The organism is Leminorella grimontii (genome assembly GCF_039789245.1).
Taxonomy (GTDB): Bacteria; Pseudomonadota; Gammaproteobacteria; order Enterobacterales; family Enterobacteriaceae; genus Leminorella; species Leminorella grimontii.
Map to the genome: position 1 here is coordinate 531,624 of NZ_CP146357.1, position 19,891 is coordinate 551,514.

General features: G+C 54.9%; 18 protein-coding genes. 12 read left to right on the plus strand and 6 right to left on the minus strand.

What is annotated here, in order from left to right:
- Positions 1–4: 4 nt before the first annotated feature.
- Genes kdpC through kdpA form a run of 3 tightly spaced genes read right to left on the minus strand, consistent with a single transcriptional unit; the run spans position 5 to position 4,365 of the window.
- The gene (gene kdpC / locus V8L73_RS02650) at positions 5–601 is read right to left on the minus strand and encodes a potassium-transporting ATPase subunit KdpC (RefSeq protein WP_347254054.1); all 597 of its coding nucleotides are present in this window, start codon (positions 599–601) and stop codon (positions 5–7) included.
- Positions 598–2,664, minus strand: coding sequence for a potassium-transporting ATPase subunit KdpB (gene kdpB, locus V8L73_RS02655; RefSeq protein WP_347254055.1), 2,067 nt, complete (start codon positions 2,662–2,664; stop codon positions 598–600). Before kdpB ends, kdpC begins: the two co-directional genes overlap by 4 nt.
- 21 nt (positions 2,665–2,685) lie before the next feature.
- On the minus strand, positions 2,686–4,365 hold the full coding sequence (gene kdpA, locus V8L73_RS02660; RefSeq protein WP_422655618.1) for a potassium-transporting ATPase subunit KdpA: 1,680 nt from the start codon (positions 4,363–4,365) through the stop codon (positions 2,686–2,688).
- A gap of 310 nt (positions 4,366–4,675) precedes the next feature.
- Here kdpA and V8L73_RS02665 point away from each other — a divergent pair, with 310 nt between their 5' ends.
- From V8L73_RS02665 to mgtE, 5 genes are all read left to right on the plus strand, one after another.
- Entirely contained in the window at positions 4,676–5,005 is a 330-nt protein-coding gene (locus V8L73_RS02665; RefSeq protein ID WP_347254057.1) for a 1,4-dihydroxy-2-naphthoate prenyltransferase, read from the plus strand.
- Positions 5,006–5,166: 161 nt separating this feature from the next.
- Positions 5,167–6,519 (plus strand): NCS2 family permease, encoded by a 1,353-nt coding sequence (locus V8L73_RS02670; RefSeq protein WP_027275316.1) that lies wholly within the window; start codon positions 5,167–5,169, stop codon positions 6,517–6,519.
- 322 nt (positions 6,520–6,841) lie between these two features.
- Positions 6,842–8,491 carry a Na+/H+ antiporter gene (locus V8L73_RS02675; protein ID WP_027275315.1) on the plus strand — a complete coding sequence of 550 codons (1,650 nt, stop codon included), beginning with the start codon at positions 6,842–6,844 and terminating at the stop codon, positions 8,489–8,491.
- 398 nt (positions 8,492–8,889) lie between these two features.
- Entirely contained in the window at positions 8,890–9,204 is a 315-nt protein-coding gene (locus V8L73_RS02680) for a hypothetical protein (RefSeq protein ID WP_051155777.1), read from the plus strand.
- Between the two features lie 527 nt (positions 9,205–9,731).
- A complete protein-coding gene (gene mgtE / locus V8L73_RS02685; RefSeq protein WP_347254058.1) occupies positions 9,732–11,174 on the plus strand; it encodes a magnesium transporter in 1,443 nt (480 codons plus the stop codon).
- 18 nt (positions 11,175–11,192) lie between these two features.
- On the opposite strand, the gene ulaR is transcribed toward mgtE, so the two are convergent.
- Together ulaR and ulaG are read right to left on the minus strand one after the other, a co-directional pair.
- Positions 11,193–11,948: an HTH-type transcriptional regulator UlaR gene (gene ulaR / locus V8L73_RS02690; RefSeq protein WP_027275313.1), complete on the minus strand. Its 756-nt coding sequence runs from the start codon at positions 11,946–11,948 to the stop codon at positions 11,193–11,195.
- Positions 11,949–12,081: 133 nt separating this feature from the next.
- Positions 12,082–13,146, minus strand: a complete 1,065-nt coding sequence (gene ulaG / locus V8L73_RS02695) for an L-ascorbate 6-phosphate lactonase (RefSeq protein WP_347254059.1) — start codon at positions 13,144–13,146, stop codon at positions 12,082–12,084.
- Positions 13,147–13,555: 409 nt separating this feature from the next.
- Here ulaG and ulaA point away from each other — a divergent pair, with 409 nt between their 5' ends.
- From ulaA to V8L73_RS02725, 6 genes are read left to right on the plus strand one after another with little or no spacing between them, the layout of a single operon-like run.
- A complete protein-coding gene (gene ulaA / locus V8L73_RS02700) occupies positions 13,556–14,977 on the plus strand; it encodes a PTS ascorbate transporter subunit IIC (protein ID WP_027275311.1) in 1,422 nt (473 codons plus the stop codon).
- A 3-nt stretch (positions 14,978–14,980) separates the two neighbouring features.
- Positions 14,981–15,286 carry a PTS ascorbate transporter subunit IIB gene (gene ulaB / locus V8L73_RS02705; RefSeq protein WP_027275310.1) on the plus strand — a complete coding sequence of 102 codons (306 nt, stop codon included), beginning with the start codon at positions 14,981–14,983 and terminating at the stop codon, positions 15,284–15,286.
- Positions 15,287–15,298: 12 nt separating this feature from the next.
- Positions 15,299–15,772 (plus strand): PTS ascorbate transporter subunit IIA, encoded by a 474-nt coding sequence (gene ulaC, locus V8L73_RS02710; protein ID WP_347254060.1) that lies wholly within the window; start codon positions 15,299–15,301, stop codon positions 15,770–15,772.
- A gap of 25 nt (positions 15,773–15,797) precedes the next feature.
- A complete protein-coding gene (locus V8L73_RS02715; protein WP_261832641.1) occupies positions 15,798–16,454 on the plus strand; it encodes a 3-keto-L-gulonate-6-phosphate decarboxylase UlaD in 657 nt (218 codons plus the stop codon).
- A gap of 10 nt (positions 16,455–16,464) precedes the next feature.
- Entirely contained in the window at positions 16,465–17,325 is an 861-nt protein-coding gene (locus tag V8L73_RS02720) for an L-ribulose-5-phosphate 3-epimerase (protein ID WP_347254061.1), read from the plus strand.
- Positions 17,325–18,023, plus strand: a complete 699-nt coding sequence (locus V8L73_RS02725) for an L-ribulose-5-phosphate 4-epimerase (RefSeq protein WP_347254773.1) — start codon at positions 17,325–17,327, stop codon at positions 18,021–18,023. Before V8L73_RS02720 ends, V8L73_RS02725 begins: the two co-directional genes overlap by 1 nt.
- A 76-nt stretch (positions 18,024–18,099) precedes the next feature.
- Here V8L73_RS02725 and panE read toward each other — a convergent pair whose 3' ends face one another.
- Entirely contained in the window at positions 18,100–19,032 is a 933-nt protein-coding gene (panE, locus tag V8L73_RS02730) for a 2-dehydropantoate 2-reductase (RefSeq protein WP_027275305.1), read from the minus strand.
- Positions 19,033–19,221: 189 nt separating this feature from the next.
- Here panE and V8L73_RS02735 point away from each other — a divergent pair, with 189 nt between their 5' ends.
- Positions 19,222–19,818, plus strand: a complete 597-nt coding sequence (locus tag V8L73_RS02735; protein ID WP_036024204.1) for a phosphatase PAP2 family protein — start codon at positions 19,222–19,224, stop codon at positions 19,816–19,818.
- Positions 19,819–19,891 lie beyond the last annotated feature (73 nt).

Sequence of the window (19,891 nt, forward strand, 5' to 3'; positions counted from 1 at the left end):
ATTTTTACCGTTGGCCAAGCGTCATGTTATCCAGAGCCATATTCAGTTCCAGAACGTTGACTACCGGGTTGCCGAAGGGCACAGCCGGCGTTTGCGTATAGCGTTCTATCAGCGCGTTGACCTGCATTTGGCTAAGGCCTCGGGCACTTGCGACTCGCGCCAGCTGGTAGCGGGCGTCCTGCGGCAAAATGTGTGGATCCAGGCCGCTGCCCGATGCGGTAACGAGGCCGACGGGGATCTTCTTCTCACCGGCATTTTCACGCAAAAGACGCTTCACGTCGGCATCAATGCGCGCCATTAGCTGCGGATTTTCATTGGATAAATTGCTTCCACCGGAAGCTAACGCATTATAGGGCGCCTGTACAGTGGCGGAAGGGCGACCGCTGAAATACTCCGGGCGTGTGAACGACTGGCCGATAAGCGCCGAGCCCGCTATGCGGTCGCGATAGGTCAGTAACGACCCGTTTGACGCTTGAGGAAATATCGCCTGAGAAAGCAGCGTAACGATCAGAGGATAAGCGCCGCCCGTTATTAGCGCCATAAGCAAAAATAGCATCGTGGCGGAGCGCGCCAGTGATGTCAGGGTAGTAAAACGTTTCATATGACCCCCATAAGCGTGAGCACCATGTCGATAATCTTGATGCCGATAAACGGCGTCAGCAGGCCGCCTATGCCGTAAATTGAAAGGTTGCGGCGCAGCAGCGCCGGGGCGGACATTGGGCGGTAGCTAACGCCTCTTAACGCCAGCGGAATCAGCAGCATAATAATCAATGCGTTAAAGATGACCGCCGAAAGAATGGCCGACGTCGGCGAGCTTAGCTGCATGACGTTCAGCGCGTTAAGCTGCGGATAGGTGGCAGCGAACGCCGCCGGGATAATGGCGAAATATTTGGCGATATCGTTGGCGATGCTGAACGTCGTCAGCGAGCCGCGGGTCATCAGCATCTGTTTACCGATGTGAACGACCTCAATCAGCTTGGTCGGATTGGAGTCCAAATCGACCATGTTGCCCGCTTCCTTCGCCGCCTGCGTGCCGGAGTTCATGGCCAGCGCTACGTCGGCCTGCGCCAATGCCGGAGCGTCGTTAGTGCCATCGCCCGTCATGGCGACCAGGCGGCCCTCCTGTTGGTACTGCCTGATAAGGGCAAGCTTCGCTTCAGGCGTGGCTTCAGACAAAAAGTCGTCGACTCCGGCCTCAGCTGCAATGGCGGCCGCCGTTAAATGGTTGTCGCCGGTGATCATGACGGTTTTAATCCCCATCAGACGAAGCTTGGCGAAGCGCTCCTTAATGCCTCCCTTTACGATGTCCTTTAGCGCTACGACGCCGAGCACCTTGAGCTCATCGGCGACGACCAGCGGCGTGCCGCCAGCGCTTGCTATGCGCTCAACGGTTTTGTTCACCGCTGAAGGGAACGTAACCCGGTTGGCCTTCACGTACTGCAAAATTGCGTCCACGGACCCTTTGCGAATGCGGCGGCCCTGAAGGTTTACGCCGCTCATGCGCGTTTGTGCGGAGAAGGGGACGAAGGTGGCGTTCAGCGCATGGATGTCCCGCTCGCGCAGCCCGAACTTCTGTTTGGCTAGAACGACGATGCTGCGGCCTTCCGGCGTTTCATCGGCCAAAGACGCGAGCTGTGCCGCGTCAGCCAGCTCGCGTTCGCTGACGCCGGGAGCGGGAAAAAAGTCTGACGCCTGGCGGTTGCCCAGCGTGATTGTCCCCGTTTTATCCAAAAGGAGGACGTTGACGTCGCCGGCGGCCTCAACGGCGCGGCCGCTGGTGGCGATGACGTTGGCGGCCAGCATGCGGCTCATACCTGCGACGCCGATGGCTGAAAGCAGGCCGCCGATAGTCGTTGGGATAAGGCAAACCAGCAGGGCTATCAGCGCCGTAACGCTTACCGCACTGCCCATGCCGTTAACATTCGCGCTGAACAACGAAAAGGGGTAAGTGGTTGCACAGGCTAGAAGGAAAACGATGGTCAGCGCAATAAGCAAAATGGTTAAGGCTATCTCGTTTGGCGTTTTGCGCCGGGAAGCGCCTTCAACCATCGCGATCATTCTGTCGAGAAAGGTTTCTCCGGGGTTGGCGGTGCTGCGAACGATAAGCCAGTCAGACAAAAGCCGCGTGCCTCCTGTGACGGAAGAAAAATCGCCGCCGGCCTCTCGGATAACCGGCGCCGATTCACCGGTAATGGCGCTTTCATCGACGGACGCTCCGCCTTCAACGATCTCTCCATCGCAGGGAATCAGCTCCCCTGCATTAACCAACACAATATCGTCTTTTCTCAGCGCGCTGGCGGCGATACGTTCGGAAGGCGCGTTTTTATCCGCTTGGCTTAGCCTGACGGCCCAGCTGGTTTTATTGACGTCTTTTAAGCTTTCGGCCTGCGCCTTGCTGCGTCCTTCGGCGAGCGCCTCGGCGAAATTGGCGAAAAGGACGGTGAACCAGAGCCATAGCGCCACGCCGCCTGAGAAGAAAGCGCCGCCGCCGTCGTGTTTAACGAGTTCTGACAGCCATATCACCGTAGCGGTCAGGCTGCCGAGATAGACGACGAACATAACGGGGTTTCGCCACTGAACGCGCGGGCTGAGCTTTGTAATGGACGCCTTAAGCGCGGGCAGCAGCAGTTGACGACTGAGCGGTGCATATTGTTGACGATTCATAATAGTGCCTTTCGTTTTCAACTAAGAGAACGACATGTGTTCCGCAATCGGCCCCAGGGCCAGCGCGGGAATAAAGGTGAGGGCGGCGACCAGCAGCAGCGTGCCAATCAGCAGCCCGATAAACAGCGGACCGTGGGTCGGGAGGGTTCCCTGCGCGAGGGACTGGCGCTTTTTGTTTGCAAGCGCCCCGGCAATGGCCAAAACCGGCAGGATCACGCCAAAGCGGCCTATCAGCATGGCGAAGGCCAGCGTCAGGTTATAGAACGGCGTGTTGGCGCTGAGTCCGGCAAAGGCGCTACCGTTATTGTTGGCAGCCGATGAATAGGCGTAGAGGATTTCGGTAAATCCGTGCGCGCCGGGATTTAAAACGCCGCTGCGTCCGGCCTCGGTACTGACGGCCAGCGCCGTACCGAGCAGCGTGAGAGTGGGGGAAACGAGTATTGCCAGCGCCGTCATCTTCATTTCGAAAACGTCGATCTTTTTCCCAAGATACTCCGGGCTGCGGCCTATCATGAGCGCGGCGACAAAGGCCGTTAACAGCACGAACAGCAGCATGCCGTACAGGCCGGAGCCTACGCCGCCGAAGATGACCTCGCCGATTTGCATCAGCCACAGGGGAACCATGCCGCCTAATGCGGTAAAGGAGTCATGCATCGCGTTGACGGCGCCACAGGACGCGGCGGTAGTAACGACGGCGTAAAGGGATGAAGAAATTACGCCAAAGCGGCTCTCTTTTCCCTCCATGTTGACAGGCCCGTCCAGGCCAAGGGCAAGCGGATCGCTGGCCGTATGCAGTTCAGCATAGGCAACGGCGATGACGGACAGCGAGAAAACCAGCGTCATGGCCCACAGCAGCGCCCTTCCCTGTCGGGTATCGCCGACTGCCCGACCGAAGGTCATACAGAGCGCACAGGGGATGAGAAATATCGCCAGCATCTGGACCAGGTTGCTAAGCGCGGTGGGGGTTTCAAACGGGTGGGCGGAGTTTGCGCCAAAAAAGCCTCCGCCGTTAGTGCCCAGCAGCTTGATGGCCTCCTGCGAAGCGACCGGCCCCATGGGCAGCGTCTGCCGTGCGCCCTCCAGCGTCGTCAGGTGAACGTAGGGCGAAAAGTTTTGAATTACTCCCTGACTTACGAAGAACAGTGCCAAAACAAGCGATAAGGGCAGAAGCAGATAGAGGGTAACGCGTGCGATGTCTACCCAGGCGTTGCCAACGGTTTGGCTCGTTTCTCGACTGAAGGCGCGGATAAAAACCAACGCGACCGCAGTGCCGGTCGCTGCACTGAGAAAGTTTTGCACGGTCAGCCCCATCGTCTGGCTGAAGTAACTCAGGGCGTTTTCGCCGCTATAGGCTTGCCAATTGGTGTTGGTGACGAAGCTGACGGCGGTATTCAGCGCCAGATGCCAGGACATGTTAGGGGCACTTTCCGGATTGAGAGGGAGCCACTCCTGCGTCATCAGTATGGTGAACAGGAATGCAACGCCCAGCAGGTTAAAGGCCAGCAAAGATAGGGCATAGCCTGTGTAGCTCATTTCTTCGGTATTTATGCTGCTATAGCGCCAGGCGCTTTTTTCCGCACTTAACAGCCAGCGGGGAAGCGAGCCCTCGACGAGCCCCGTTAGCCATCGACTAACGGGATAAGCCAAGATAAACAGCAGCGCAAGGAACAGCACCAGTGCAATAAGCGTAGAGTTCATCAGAACGCCTCCGCGTGTAGCAGGGCATAAACCAGATATCCCAGCAAGAGCGAGAGCGGTAGCAATCCAAGAATGATTTCGAAGGCCATGGGATAACCTCTCCATAAGGATGAATAGTGAGGTCAGGTTAGGGATATGGGTGCAAAAATGTTGATAAAAGAGGAAGAGGCGGTGTAAAAAAAATATAAAAATAGGGCCCGTTGGCAGAACGCTACCTATTCCACGCTATTCATTGCCGACATCGACGGCATTATACTTCCTGCCGAGTCGATGCGATTTGCCGCAGGGCCGTAATGGAAAAGGTGAGCAGACAATGTTAAGACGAATCTCCTGGGGGCTTGGCGGGCTGTCGCTGCTGGCGCCTTTAGCCTTCTTTGCCTGGCAGTGGTTCGTGCGTCAGGGGCGGATTGCCGACGGCGCAACGGAAAACGCGATGAGCTGGCTTTTTGGCGTACTGGCGGTCAATTTGTCCGTCGCCGGGCTTATTTCCTTTTTTGCGCTGTTAACCAACGCGCTGTCGCTTTATCGCCTGACGGCCGATCCTTCGTTTCGGCCGTTGCCCCGAATGCTTGAGATGGTGCTGTTGGCGCTGCCTCTGTTGATATGCCTGTTTTTCTTCGGCGCAGTGATGACTCACGGGTAAGGCGTTTGATGATGTCGCCGTTCTTTCTGGCTATTGAAAGCGGTAAAACAAAAAATCTCTCGAAATCTAACAATAACGGTTGAAATCAGGGTAGGTAAGCTCAGATAATCGTTTGCCTTATGACGTTAAACTGAATTTACTCCTTTTTGAGGGCATTTTTCATGTCGAATCCGAACGGGCAGGCGCGGTCGGGCGTATTAGAACGCTTTTTTACTCTTTCTGAACGCAAAAGCAGCGTGCGTCAGGAAGTTTTGGCCGGTCTTACCACGTTTTTGGCGATGGTCTACTCCATCGTAGTGGTTCCCAACCTGCTGGGGCAGGCGGGGTTCCCGGTTGAAACGGTGTTTGTCGCAACCTGCCTGGTGGCCGGTTTTGGCTCCATCGTCATGGGGCTTTGGGCCAACCTGCCGATGGCAATAGGCTGCGCCATATCGTTAACCGCCTTTACTGCCTTTAGCCTTGTTTTAGGTCAAGGGCTGTCAATCCCTGTCGTACTCGGCGCGGTGTTTGTGATGGGCGTGCTGTTTACGCTTATTTCCGCGACCGGCATTCGCGCCTGGATCCTGCGTAACATTCCTATGGGGATTGCCCACGGTACGGGGATCGGCATCGGGCTGTTTCTTCTGATGATCGCCACCAGCGGTATCGGAGCGGTGGTGAAAAACCCTAACGCCGGCCTGCCGGTGCAGTTTGGCGATTTTACCTCTTTTCCCGTGATGATGGCCTTTATCGGCCTGGCTGTGATTATCGGGCTTGAGCGCTTGCGCGTTCCCGGCGGCATTCTGATTGTTATCGTAGCCATTTCCGGGCTTGGGCTCGCGTTTGACGATAACGTGAAGTTCCAAGGGATTAGCTCCATGCCTTCGCTGGTGGCTAAGGACGGTACGTCCCTGATCTTCAGCCTGGATATCCTTGGCGCGCTTAAGCTTACCGTCCTGCCGAGCATTCTTGCTTTGGTGATGACCGCCGTATTCGATGCCACCGGCACTATCCGCGCGGTGGCGGGGCAGGCAAACCTGCTGGATAAAGATGGGCAGATTATTAACGGCGGCAAAGCGCTGACTACCGACTCCGTGAGCAGCATTCTGTCCGGCCTGGTAGGCGCTTCCCCCGCGGCGGTTTATATTGAATCCGCCGCGGGTACCGCCGCAGGCGGACGTACCGGCTTGACCGCCGTCGTCGTCGGCGTGCTGTTCCTGCTGCTGCTGTTCTTCTCTCCGCTGGCAAGCCTGGTGCCTGCTTACGCGACTGCGCCTGCTCTGATGTACGTTGGCCTGCTGATGTTGAGCAACGTTGTGAAGCTGGACTTTGACGACTTCGTTGATGCGATGTCCGGGCTGGTTTGCGCCGTCTTTATCGTGCTGACCAGCAATATCGTCACCGGAATTATGCTCGGGTTCGCGACGCTGGTGATTGGGCGCATTTTCTCCGGCGAATGGCGCAAGCTGAACGTCAGCATTGTGCTTATTGCCGCAGCGCTGGTTGCCTTCTATGCCGGCGGTTGGGCTATCTAACTCTCATACTGCACAATTGACTAAGGCGCCCCGGTTCGCTCTTTTGCGGCCGGGGCGTTTACTTTCTGTTTCATTCCTTCGCCGTTTTTTTCCTTCTCTTTACGTTACCTTTGCCCCTTTTGTTATACCTTAGACTGCGTCCGGTAGCTGCTAGCAGATAACGCTGGCGATTATTTTTATGCATAGCGCGTTTTGCGTTTGGCAAACGGGAACTGTCGCACGGTGTGCGTTTACCTGGGCGAAATCGCATATTTTTGTGCAGACTGTGACCCAGATAGTGGTATTTTATAAACGTTTTTGGTTCTGCAGCCTGGGGCAAGATATGGAAATATTTTTTACAATACTGATTCTAATTCTGATCGTCTCGCTTTCGGGCGTCGTTACAAGGATGTTACCGTTCCAGGTGCCTTTGCCGCTGATGCAGATTGCCTGCGGTGCGATGCTGGCCTGGCCTACGTTTGGCCTTCACGTTAACTTCGATCCTGAGCTGTTTCTGGTTCTGTTTATTCCGCCTTTGCTGTTTGCCGACGGCTGGAGAACGCCGCTAAGAGAGTTTTTGCACCACGGCCGCGAAGTTCTCGGACTGGCGCTGGTGCTGGTTGTTTTGACCGTCGTCGGCGTGGGCTATCTTATTCACCTGATTATCCCCAGCATTCCTCTAGTCGCCGCCTTTGCGCTGGCCGCCGTACTGTCGCCGACGGATGCCGTGGCGCTGGGCGGCATCGTCGGCGAGGGTAAAATCCCCAAATCAATTATGAGCGTACTGGAAGGCGAAGCGTTGATGAACGACGCCTCGGGTCTGGTATCGCTAAAGCTTGCCGTAGCCGTTGCGATGGGCACGATGGAGTTTACCGTTTACGGCGCGACGGTCGACTTTTTGATTGTTTCTCTCGGCGGTATTGCCTCCGGCGTGGTGGTGACTTGGCTTTACAGTAAATCGCTTCGCCTGTTTAGCCGCTGGAGCGGCGATGAGCCGGCCACGCAAATCGTGCTGATGCTGCTGTTGCCGTTTGCTGCCTATCTGGTGGCTGAACACTTCCATATGTCCGGCATTCTGGCGGCAGTCGCAGCGGGGATGACTATCGGTCAGTCCGGCGTTATCCGCAATGCGCCTTTGACTATGCGCCTTCGGGCCAACAGCGTTTGGAGCATGCTGGAGTTTGTATTTAACGGCCTGGTGTTCATTATGTTGGGCCTGCAGCTGCCGGATATTCTCTCCGCGTCTATTTTGCAAGCGGAAAGCGATCCGACGATTGAAACCTGGCACCTGTTCATGGACGTTGTCTGGATTTATTTTGCCCTGATGCTGATGCGCTTTAGCTGGCTGTGGCTGATGCGGCTTTATAGCCGCCGTTTCCTGAAAAAGCGCCCGCTGATGTTTGACCGCTATCGGGCGCGCGATCTGTTTATCGCCACGTTTGCCGGCGTTCGCGGCGCCATCACGCTGGCAGGCGTACTGTCTATACCTCTGGTATTGACCAGCGGTCTGCCTTTCCCCGCCCGCTATCAGCTGGTGTTTTTGGCGACCGGCGTGATCCTTTTTTCTCTGGTGATGGGGGTCATCATCCTGCCGCTGCTGCTGCGCGGCATAAAAAGCAGTGACGGGGCGACGCTGGAAGAAGAGTCCCGTCTGGCTTGGGCCACCATGGCCGAAGTTGGGATCGTAAGCCTGGAGAAATTGCGCGATAGAATTGAGGCCAGCAGCGAGGAGAACGTAGACCCCCACCTGTTGACCGAAGTCAGCTCGCGGGTTATCGGCACTTTGCGTAAGAGAATCTATACCGACGACGAGCGCGCGCGGACGATAGAAGATGAGCGACTTGAACGCCGATTCCGCCTGACGGCGCTGAGAGCCGAGCGGGCCGAACTCTACCACTTAAGGGCGACACGTAAGATTAGCAACGAAACGATGGTGAAGGTGCTCTACGATCTGGATCTGATGGAAACGCTGCTGGTAGATAAATCTCACTAGGTTTTTCGATATGTGAATGCGGACGAGAAAGAAAAATCGTTCGTATTCACGTTTTTTATAGAATAGATAAGATCGTATTAGTTAACAATATGAGGTTACTCATCGTTGTTTATAGGCCGTTTGTCATTTTTTAATATTTCTTTATCGAGCCTTATTGAATAATAAATTTGCTGTACGTTCGTCGTGAATTTTTTTTATATCCCTTGTCGCCTTCACTTTTCTTTAATTAACATATTTCAGTAATTCATCGGCTTTTAATGATGTATGTCGATTTTGTTATTTCAACGAAAGGGCATAATCTTTCGTAAAGCGGTTTTAATTCTGTACCGAAGGTTTATCTCTACGGTGGAAGAAGCTTCTTTTCTAAAAAAGCCAATAAAAATAAAAAGGGTTTTTATATGCTTATTCAATTGGCTGATTATCTCATTTCCGCCGTCCACTATAGTCATAGCGAAAGCTGCATTAAGCAGGTTTATGTGCATGAAAATCAGGCCGGGGAAGTGGGGGAGTGCTTTTCAACGTCTCCCCAGTGGGTTGTTTATATGATTGGCTTAGGCTACGTCTTTTCAACGATTACTGAAAAAGACGAAGGCGGCTGGGAATGGGGCGACAGCGTCGTCGTTGACAATGTCCTTGGCGTAGACTGTATAAAAACCGTTTCCCGTGAGGAAAGGAGACAAAATTTAAAGACGCTGTCTGAACGCTGGCATTAAAATGAAAGGGCATCGGTCGGATGTCCTTCAACCACGGTCGAATCGTTTTCTACGGCTCCTGTTATCACTTTTTCCCATACGAGTTCAAAAGCCCGATAGCTCGCTTTTAGTCAACGGGCTGCGCGTGAGTTTATCCACAATCTTTCACTCTGCCCGTCTTTAATTCAGCCTCGAAACGTGGGCGATACCTTCTCTTTGGTCGCAACAAAAGAGTGCGTTTTCCGACGAGTGTGGAGGTTTTTCTTTTGAATATTTTGTAAAGAAAAGCGGATAAAGCGTGGTGATTTCGTTATTGTGTTACATGATTTTAACTTTGTTTGATGGGTAACAGGCGTTGCTAGGGGAATTTAGTTGAATGGTAGTAGGCTAGGTGGGTTAAAAAAGTACAATGCCCGTATTTTCTATCAACGCGTTTGTCTTTTTTCACGATATTCCGCGACTTTTACCCATAATTAAGCAAGCGGGCTCTGGTATGCCGCCGTCCTTTAGGCACAGCGGCTGGTAAAATGAATGATAAAAGGTTTTTTATGACTGACGGTCTGAAGCTGGGCGAAAAGCTCTCTAACGCTGAACTTGAACAGAACCGGCAGCGCATTTTGGCGCTGCTGTCGGATCGTCTGCTCGTGGCTTCGATTGATTACGGTAAGCGCAGCACCAGCCTTTCCGACGGCTCGCTGGCTCAGGAGCGTCAGGAACTCACCGAGCTGGTTAACGGCCTGCACGCCGCTGACATCGCGGACCTGCTTGAATCACTGCCGCAGAGTAAGCGTCACGCGATTTGGGGATTGCTCAACGAACGCAAGCGCGGCAAGACGCTGGTGGAAGCGTCAGACGCCGTTTGGGATAGCCTGATCGACGACATGAGCGACCGTGAGCTGCTGTCGGTGTTGAAGCATCTGGACTTGAACGAGCAGGCCTATCTGGCCGCTCACCTGCCGAGAGATCTAGTCGAGCAGCTGCTGGCCTCACTGGACGCAGGCCAGCGCGCCCGGATAGCGGAAGTTATTCATCTGGACAGGGACAAGGTCGGCGCCCTGATGGACTTCGATATTATCGCCGTGCGCAGCGACGTTACGCTGGCCGTCGTTTTACGTTTTTTACATAGAAAAAAGGTTATCCCCGACTCTACGGACAAGCTGTTCATCATCGACAGAGATAACCACCTGCTAGGCGAGCTAAAAGTTACCGATATCCTGCTTAATCCACCGGCCACCAAGGTGGCCTCTCTGATGACTACCGATCCCGTGACCTTTTTGCCCAGTGACGATGCGGAAGAGGCCGCCGGCGCGTTTGAGCGCTATAACCTGATAAGCGCCGCCGTGGTCAATCATCAAAACCGGCTGATTGGCCGCCTGACGGTAGAAGACGCCGTTAACGTCGTGATAAAGGAAAGCGACAGCGATCTGCGCAGAATGGGCGGCCTGACGGAAAAAGAGGACATCTTTGCGCCGGTAATGACCTCCGTTCGCAAGCGCTCTACCTGGCTGCTCGTAAACCTGTGCACCGCGTTCATCGCTTCCAGAGTGATTGGGCTGTTTGAACACACCATTGAGCAACTGGTCGCTTTAGCGACGCTGATGCCGATTGTCGCGGGTATTGGTGGCAATACCGGCAATCAAACGATCACGATGATCGTGCGCTCTCTGGCGCTGCACCACATTAGCTCTCGGGATCTTCCCGCTATGTTGCTGCGTGAGCTGGGCGTCGCCATCATTAACGGCGTGGTCTGGGGCGGCGTAATGGGCGGGATTACCTGGCTTTTGTACGGCAGCCTGCCGATGGGCGGCGTGATGACGCTGGCAATGCTGCTAAACCTGCTGCTGGCGGCGCTGATGGGGGTGATTATCCCTATGGCGATGAACAAGTTGGGCCGCGATCCCGCTATCGGTTCCAGCGTGATGATTACTGCGCTGACCGATACGGGGGGCTTTTTCATTTTCTTGGGGCTGGCGACGCTGTTTTTGGTTTAAGGGCGAAGACGCCCTTGGCTAAACCAGAATAACCTGAACGCCCTGAGCGATAAGCTGTTCTACGATGCCGCGATCGGCATTTTGCCCGGTGATGACGATATCGATAAGATCTGCGCGGCTAAACAGCATGCCCGCACGCTGCCCGACCTTGCTGCTGTCGACCAACACCACCAGCTTGCCGACGTAGTTGAGCATTTTCTGTTCCGCCATGGCGGTGAGCATATCCGTTTTGTACAGGCCGTCTGCAGTCAGCCCCTTGCCGCTGGTAAACATCCAGTGCCCGGCATAGAGGGAAGCGTCTCCGTCCTGCGGCGCCAGGGTGATCGCCTGACTCTTGTTGTATTGACCGCCCATAATGACCACGCTGTCGTGCTCCTGCTCAATCAGAAAGTTAGCCAGCGGCAGGTAGTTGGTAATGATTTGCGCATCTTTGCCGCAGATCTCCCGCCCTAGCAGAAAGGCGGTGGAGCCACAGTTAATCACCACGCTTTCTCCGGGCTTCACCAGTTGGGAAGCCGCCCGGGCGATTTTCACTTTCTCATCGTGATTTTGCGCCTGATGGATGTTCATCGGCGTCCAGGCGATGCGGTTTTGGCTAACGGCCTGAGCGCCGTTGCGGACTTTCTTCAGCTTGCCGGCGTCGTTAAGCTTGTTGATGTCCCGACGCGCGGTCGCCGGTGAGACGTCCAGGCGTTGAATGACCTGTTCAACGGTAACGAAGCCAGCCTGCTGCAGCATTTCCTGAATAATCTGGTGTCTTTGTGATTCAGTCATGAAAAGTCCGGAAGTTTAGTGATTACTCGGTGATTATATTTGAAACAAAGCCCGTCGCCTACTCTCAAATGAGGGAAATGACATAAGCCGGAAATGTCCGGCTTATGTTTTATCGCGCATAGCGTCTGAGCAATTACAGGAATGATTTAAACGGTAGGTCCGGCTCGATGGTGAAGCAGTCGTCAAATCCTCTCGGATAGTGATATTCAAAGTTGTCCTTATCTAACGGCCAGACAAACTTGCCGCCCACTTGCCAAATATAGGGCTTGAACTGGTACTGTAGCCGGTCTTTCTTCATGTCCCATAGAACCCGGATTTCCTGTGGGTCGGCCTGGAAGTTCGACCAAATGTCGTGGTGGAATGGAATAACGACTCGGGCATTAAGGGCTTCTGCCATGCGCAGGATGTCGGCGCTGGTCATTTTGTCCGTGATGCCGCGGGGATTTTCACCATAGGAGCCCAGCGCTACGTCGATATGGTGCTCGTTGCCGTGCTTGGCATAATAGTTGGAGTAGTGCGAATCACCACTGTGGTACAGGGTGCCGCCCGGCGTTTTGAACAGATAGTTGACCGCCCGCTTGTCCATGCCGTCCGGCAGCTTGCCTTCGGCTTTCTCTGTGCTGGGCAGCGTAATGAGCGCGGTGCGGTCAAAGGCGTCCAGCGCGTGGATCTCGATATCTTTAATCTTTACCACGTCGCCAGGCTTAACCACGATGCAGCGCTCTTTAGGCACTCCCCAGCCGATCCACATATCCACGCAGGTCTGCGGGCCGATGAAGGGGACGTCGGCGCTGCAGTTTTTCATTACCGCCGCCGCGACGTTAACGTCGATATGGTCGTTGTGGTCGTGGGTCGCAAGAATCGCGTCCACCTGGCGAATAGCGAACGGATCGAGAACGAAAGGCGTCGTTCGCAGATTAGGCTGAAGCTTCTTTACGCCCGCCATACGCTGCATCTGGTGGCCGGTTTTCATTAGCGGATTCGCGTGACTTTGCTTGCCCGTACCGCACCAGAAGTCGACGCAGACGTTGGCGCCGCCCTGCGATTTTAACCAGATTCCGGTACAGCCTAGCCACCACATGGCGAACGTGCCCTGCGCGACTTCCGTCTGTTCTATTTCTTCATTCAGCCAGGACCCCCATTCAGGAAACGTACTCAAAATCCAGGATTCTCTGGTGATGGCGTCAATTTTACTCATGGCGTCTTTCCTCATTGCATTATGTTGTAGTCATATTTAATCACAAAAAGATTATTTATGATTAAATTTTCATGAAAATATCATTTTATAACTAAGATTGAAAACGTTATTTCCAGAATAATCGGACGCTTTTTATTCCATTGAGAGGCGGAGATAAAGGAAGCATGAGGGGATATTCTCATTTTATTCAAGGTAATGAGAATGTCTCTGATTTGGCTTTGGCGGTAAGAAACCTAATAGTTACTGAAATAATTAAGTTGGGATATAAATCACATATAGTCAAATTTAATCTTTTTGTGATCAAATTTGATTGATAGAGTGTGCGGGAAAACAAGACAGCCTGTCGCTCATGGGAAGCAGAAAACAATTATCGAGCTACGGGTCCACCGAGTGCTGAATGGAGTGCTTTATGGAAACCCTCTACACCATTTTTACCGTTTTTTTCAATCAGGTAATGACCAATGCTCCTCTGCTGTTGGGCATTGTAACCTGCCTTGGCTATATGCTGCTGCGTAAAAGCGCAACGGTCATCATCAAAGGGACAATCAAGACCATTATCGGCTTCATGCTGCTACAGGCGGGTTCCGGCATTCTAACCGGAACGTTCAAGCCCGTTGTCGCCAAAATGTCGGAAGTTTACGGCATTAACGGCGCAATTTCCGACACCTATGCCTCCATGATGGCCACTATCGAACGCATGGGCGACGCCTACAGCTGGGTAGGATATGCGGTTTTATTGGCGCTGGCGTTGAACATCACATACGTTCTGCTGCGCAGGATAACCGGCATTCGAACCATCATGCTGACGGGACACATCATGTTCCAGCAGGCGGGGCTTATCGCCGTATTCTTCTTTATTCTGGGCTATCCGATGTGGACGACGATCGTGTGCACCGCCGTGCTGGTCTCCCTTTACTGGGGGATTACGTCCAACATGATGTTTAAGCCGACTCAGCAGGTGACGGACAACTGCGGCTTCTCCATCGGGCACCAGCAGCAGTTCGCCTCTTGGATAGCCTACAAGCTGGCGCCCTACTTGGGGAAAAAGGAGGAAAGCGTTGAGGACCTTAAGCTGCCGGGCTGGCTGAATATTTTCCACGACAACATCGTTTCTACTGCCATCGTGATGACGGTGTTTTTTGGCGCAATTCTGGTCTCTTTCGGGCTCGATACCGTGCAGCAGATGGCGGGGAAAACCCACTGGTCCGTCTATATCATCCAGACCGGCTTCCAGTTCGCCGTCGCCATTTTCATCATCGTTCAGGGCGTGCGTATGTTCGTTGCCGAGCTGTCCGAGGCGTTCAACGGCATCTCCCAGCGCCTGATACCCGGCGCGGTGCTGGCGATTGACTGTGCGGCAATTTATAGCTTCGCGCCCAACGCCGTCGTTTGGGGATTCATGTGGGGCACTATCGGCCAGCTTATTGCCGTCGGCATTCTTATCGCGGTCGGATCGCCTATCGTGATTATCCCCGGTTTTATCCCCATGTTTTTTTCCAACGCCACAATAGGCGTCTTTGCCAACCACTTCGGCGGCTGGCGCGCGGCGCTCAAGATCTGCTTATGTATGGGGATGATTGAAATCTTTGGCTGCGTTTGGGCGGTAAAGCTGACCGGCCTTAGCGCGTGGATGGGCATGGCCGACTGGTCGATCCTCGCGCCGCCGCTGATGCAGGGGCTGACGCTCGGGCTGTGGTTTCTCGGCGTGGTTGTCGCGATAGCGCTGGTCTACATGTTCTTCGCCGGTCGCAGCCTGCGGCGTGAAGAAGATAGGGAAAAACGGTTTACGGCCTCTTCCGTAAACTCTGCAAACTCACTTACTGAGGAATAAATCATGACAGTACGCATTTTAGCCGTATGCGGTTGCGGGCAGGGCAGTTCAATGATCATGAAAATGAAGGTCGATCAGTTTTTAACGCAGCAGGGGGTAAGCCATTCGGTGAACAGCTGCGCCGTAGGGGAATACAAGGCCGAGCTGGGAAGCGCTGACATTATCGTCGCTTCAACCCACGTTGCCGATGAGATAAGCGTGACGGGGAATAAGTACGTTGTCGGCGTGCGCAATATGCTGTCTGCTGAAGACTTCGGACCGAAGCTGATGGACGTTATCAGGGCGCATTTTCCACAGGACGTCAAATAGGAAGGAGAGAATATGAAGCTGCGTGATTCTCTGGCTGAAAATAACTCGATTCGCCTACAGGATGAGGCCGACACCTGGCAGGAAGCGGTCAGGATAGGCGTTGACCTGCTGGTAGAGGCGGGCGTCGTTGAGCCTCGCTACTACCAGGCCATTCTGGACGGCGTTGAGCGCTTTGGCCCCTATTTTGTTATTGCCCCCGGTCTGGCTATGCCGCACGGTCGCCCGGAGGAGGGCGTCAAAAAGACCGGCTTTGCCCTGGTGACGCTGAAAAAGCCGATAGCCTTTAATCATGAAGACAACGATCCGGTGGACATTCTCATCACGATGGCCGCCGTTGACGCCAATACCCATCAGGAGGTCGGCATCATGCAGGTCGTTAATCTGTTTGAGGATGAGGAGAACTTTGACCGGCTGCGCGCCTGCCGGACGGCTCAGGACGTACTGGCGCTGATTGACGCCACGGATGCCGCGCTTTCGGCGGCGTAACGACAAACTTAACGAGGAAAATACGATGTCTCACGCTTTACCCATGCTGCAGGTCGCGCTGGATAACCAGACGCTGGACAGCGCCTATCGCACTACCCGTTTGATTGCCGAAGAGGTCGATATTATTGAGGTCGGCACCATCCTTTGCGTCGGTGAAGGCGTTCGCGCGGTGCGTGATTTAAAGGCGCTCTATCCACACAAGATTGTCTTGGCGGACGCCAAAATCGCCGACGCAGGGAAAATCCTTTCGCGCATGTGTTTTGAGGCCAACGCCGACTGGGTTACGGTCATCTGCTGTGCCGATATCAATACGGCAAAGGGGGCGCTGGAGGTTGCTAAAGAGTTTAACGGCGACGTTCAAATCGAACTGACGGGGTTCTGGACCTGGGAGCAGGCGCAGGAATGGCGTCAGGCCGGCATCGAACAGGTGGTGTATCACCGCAGCCGGGATGCGCAGGCGGCAGGCGTAGCCTGGAGCGAGGCCGATATTAGCGCGGTTAAGCGCCTGTCCGACATGGGCTTTAAGGTGACGGTGACCGGTGGACTGGCGCTGGAAGACCTGCCGCTGTTCAAGGGGATACCGATCCACGTCTTCATTGCAGGGCGCAGCATTCGCGACGCTGCCGACCCGGTTGAGGCCGCCCGGCAGTTCAAACGTTCCATTGCCCAGCTTTGGGGATAAGGAGAAGCCTATGCTTCGTAAAGCCGTACCGCTCGGCATTTATGAAAAGGCACTGCCGCCGGGAGAAGACTGGTTTGAGCGCCTGAACCTGGCGGCCGAGTTGGACTTCGACTTTGTTGAGATGTCGGTGGATGAAAGCGATGCCCGACTGGCGCGGCTTGACTGGAACAAAGAGCAGCGCCTGGCTTTGGTTAACGCCGTTGCCGCCACGGGCGTTCGGGTGCCTTCCATGTGCCTTAGCGCCCATCGTCGTTTCCCGCTGGGCTCGGAAGACGATGAGGTGCGAAATCGCGGTCTGGAGATCATGCACAAGGCTATTCAGCTTGCGCAGGACGTCGGCATTCGGGTCATCCAACTTGCAGGGTACGACGTTTATTATCAGCAGGCCAATGACGAAACCCGAGCCCGCTTTCGGGACGGCCTGAAGCAGGCGGTGGAAATGGCCAGCCGCGCACAGGTGACGCTGGCGATGGAAATCATGGACTATCCGCTGATGAATTCCATCAGCAAAGCGTTGGGATACGCCAGCTATCTGAATAACCCCTGGTTTCAGCTTTATCCCGACATTGGCAATCTGTCGGCCTGGGATAACGACGTGCAGATGGAACTTAAGGCCGGCAGCGGTCACATTGTCGCGGTCCACATCAAGGATACCCGCCCCGGCGTGTTTAAAAACGTCTCGTTTGGCACAGGCGTCGTGGACTTTGAACGCTGTTTCACCACGCTCAAGGACTGCGGCTACTGCGGGCCCTATCTGATTGAGATGTGGAGCGAAAGCGCCGACGATCCCATCAAGGAAGTAAAGGACGCGAGGGACTGGGTGAAGCGAAGGATGGCCAACGCCGGCCTGCCCATGGAGGCGGTTTTATGATCACAGCGTTAAAACAGCAGGTCTTTGAGGCCAATATGGACCTGCCTCGCCACGGGCTGGTGACCTTCACCTGGGGAAACGTCAGCGCTATCAACAGCGAGCGGAACGCCGTCGTGATTAAGCCGAGCGGCGTGGCGTACGAAACGATGCGGGTGGAGGACATGGTCGTGGTCGATATGGAGGGCCGCGTGATTGAGGGGAACTTTCGCCCGTCGTCGGATACGGCGACGCACCTGGCGCTTTACCGGCGCTACCCTCAGATAGGCGGCATCGTACATACCCATTCAACCTACGCGACCGCCTGGGCGCAGGCCGGGTTGCCTCTCCCTGCGCTTGGTACCACGCATGCGGACTACTTTTATGGCGATATTCCCTGCACGCGGGCGCTGACCCGTTCGGAGGTTGAGAGCGACTATGAGCTGAACACCGGGCGCGTGATTATCGAGACGTTGGGGGAAGTCAACCCGCTGCATACGCCGGGCGTCGTGGTGTATCAGCACGGCCCGTTCGCCTGGGGAAAGGATGCGCACGACGCGGTGCATAACGCAGTGGTGATGGAGGAAGTGGCCCACATGGACTGGGTGGCCTGCTCAATCAATCCGCGCCTGCGCCCGATTGATGGTTATCTGATGGATAAACACTTTAATCGCAAGCACGGGCCCGGCGCATATTACGGCCAGACTGATAAGCAGCGCTGACCGATACCGTTGTTGTTGAGGTGGTTTTTTGGTTGTTGATTGGTGCGCCCTGTGTCGACGGGGCGCGCCGTTTTTTTTAGGCTTGCTCTTTACGCTGGCTCTCATAGGCCTTCATATGAACGTAGGCCGTCCGCAGTCGTACCAGCGCATCGTCGGCGAAGCCCGCCCGTTTTGCCCGCAGTAAAAGATCGCCAACTATCTGATCGGCCTCGATTCGGTATCCCTGCTGTAAATCGCGATACATGGACGCAGTCAACGAAGAACCCGGCTCTGTCAGCATTTGATGCGCGCGCTCGGCGCTTGGCGAATAGCCGCAGGCCTGGGCGATGCTTTTGATTTCGTCTATCAGGGCCAAAATGAACGCCTTTCCCCCCGGCGCTGCGACAATCTCGCCTATCGGCGCCCGCATCAGGCAGGTACTGGCGGCAAGGGAGGAGAGAAACAGCCACTTTTCCCACATGGAAAGCAAAATGTTGTCGCTTTGCTGTGAGTTGAACTCAGCCCGGCTAAACGCTTCAGTAATGGCCTGCGTGCGTTTGGACGACGTTCCGTCCAGCTCGCCGAAGGTGATGTTATGAACGGGCGTCATGCGATGAACGGCGCCGCTTTCATCAAGCGTTGCCACGACGTTGCACAGGCCGCCGAGTATCTTCTCTTTGCCAAACCGGTCGCTGAGGGTTTGAACGTGCCGCATGCCGTTAAGCAGCGGCAGAATCGCCGTTTCTTTTCCTACCGCCGGGGCGAATGAGTTCATTGCGCCGTCGAGATCGTAGGCCTTACAGCTTAGCAAAATCAGATCGAACGTGGGGGTGAGGTCCTGTTCCAATACGATTGGAGGATTGGAAAAGGTGATGACCGGTTCCTGCGGGTTGCGAAGCACCAGGCCGTTCTTTTTTAACAGCTGCGCGCGGGTGGGGCGAACGAGAAAGGTGACGTCCTGGGACGCCTGTAAAAGCCGCCCGCCAAAGTAACCACCGACGGCGCCTGCGCCTACAACGAGTATACGCATTACTCCTCCTTACATAGGGCTTTTTTATTCGTTACATCATCATAGCGCCTGACGAGGAAATCGGTTGGAAATTGTGTGCAATCGGTTCTTAATATTTCTTTCATATTTACGCTCTACGCTTGCGGTGAATGGGGGCATTTTGCATGAGAAACGCCCGTTTAGGCTTTGAAAAACCGCGCGAGGCGACGGATGACGTTTACTGAACACATTAATCAGGTCGGATTTTTGGCTATCAACGGCACGCCAAACTCTCCCGAGTGGCTAACCGCCATCGCCTATTTTTTTGCCCAATGGGCCATGATGATTGTTCCCATATGGATTGTCGTAGACTGGCTGTGGCGCGGCCAGCGGCCGTTCGCCTTAAGGGCCGTCATTGCGTTGGCGCTGGGGATGCTGGCGGCGAAGCTTATAGCCGCGCTTTTCCCCCATGCCCGGCCCTTTGTTGACGGTTTGGGCTATCAGCTGCTTGCCCATTCGTCGTCTCCCTCTTTCCCCAGCAACCACGGCACCGCGGCCTTTACCTTTGCTTTAGCCTTTTTATTCTGCGGGCGCTATCGGCAGGGGGCTGCGTTTATGGCCTGGGCGGCGGCGATCGCTTGGTCGCGCATCTATCTCGGCGTTCACTGGCCGCTGGACATGGCGGGAGCGTTAGCGGTTGCGGTGTTTGCTAACCTGTTGGCCCGTACCGCCTGCGTACGCTGGGGCGACGGGGCATTGCGGGCGATTGAGCGAATTTATCGTGCGGCTTTTATGGTGCCGATTAGGCGGCGCTGGGTAAATTATTAAGCCGCCTTCGTCTAACCCGAACCCGTGCAGCGGGGGCTTTTCAGCCTCCGCCTTGTCTCCCGCATTCTCACCA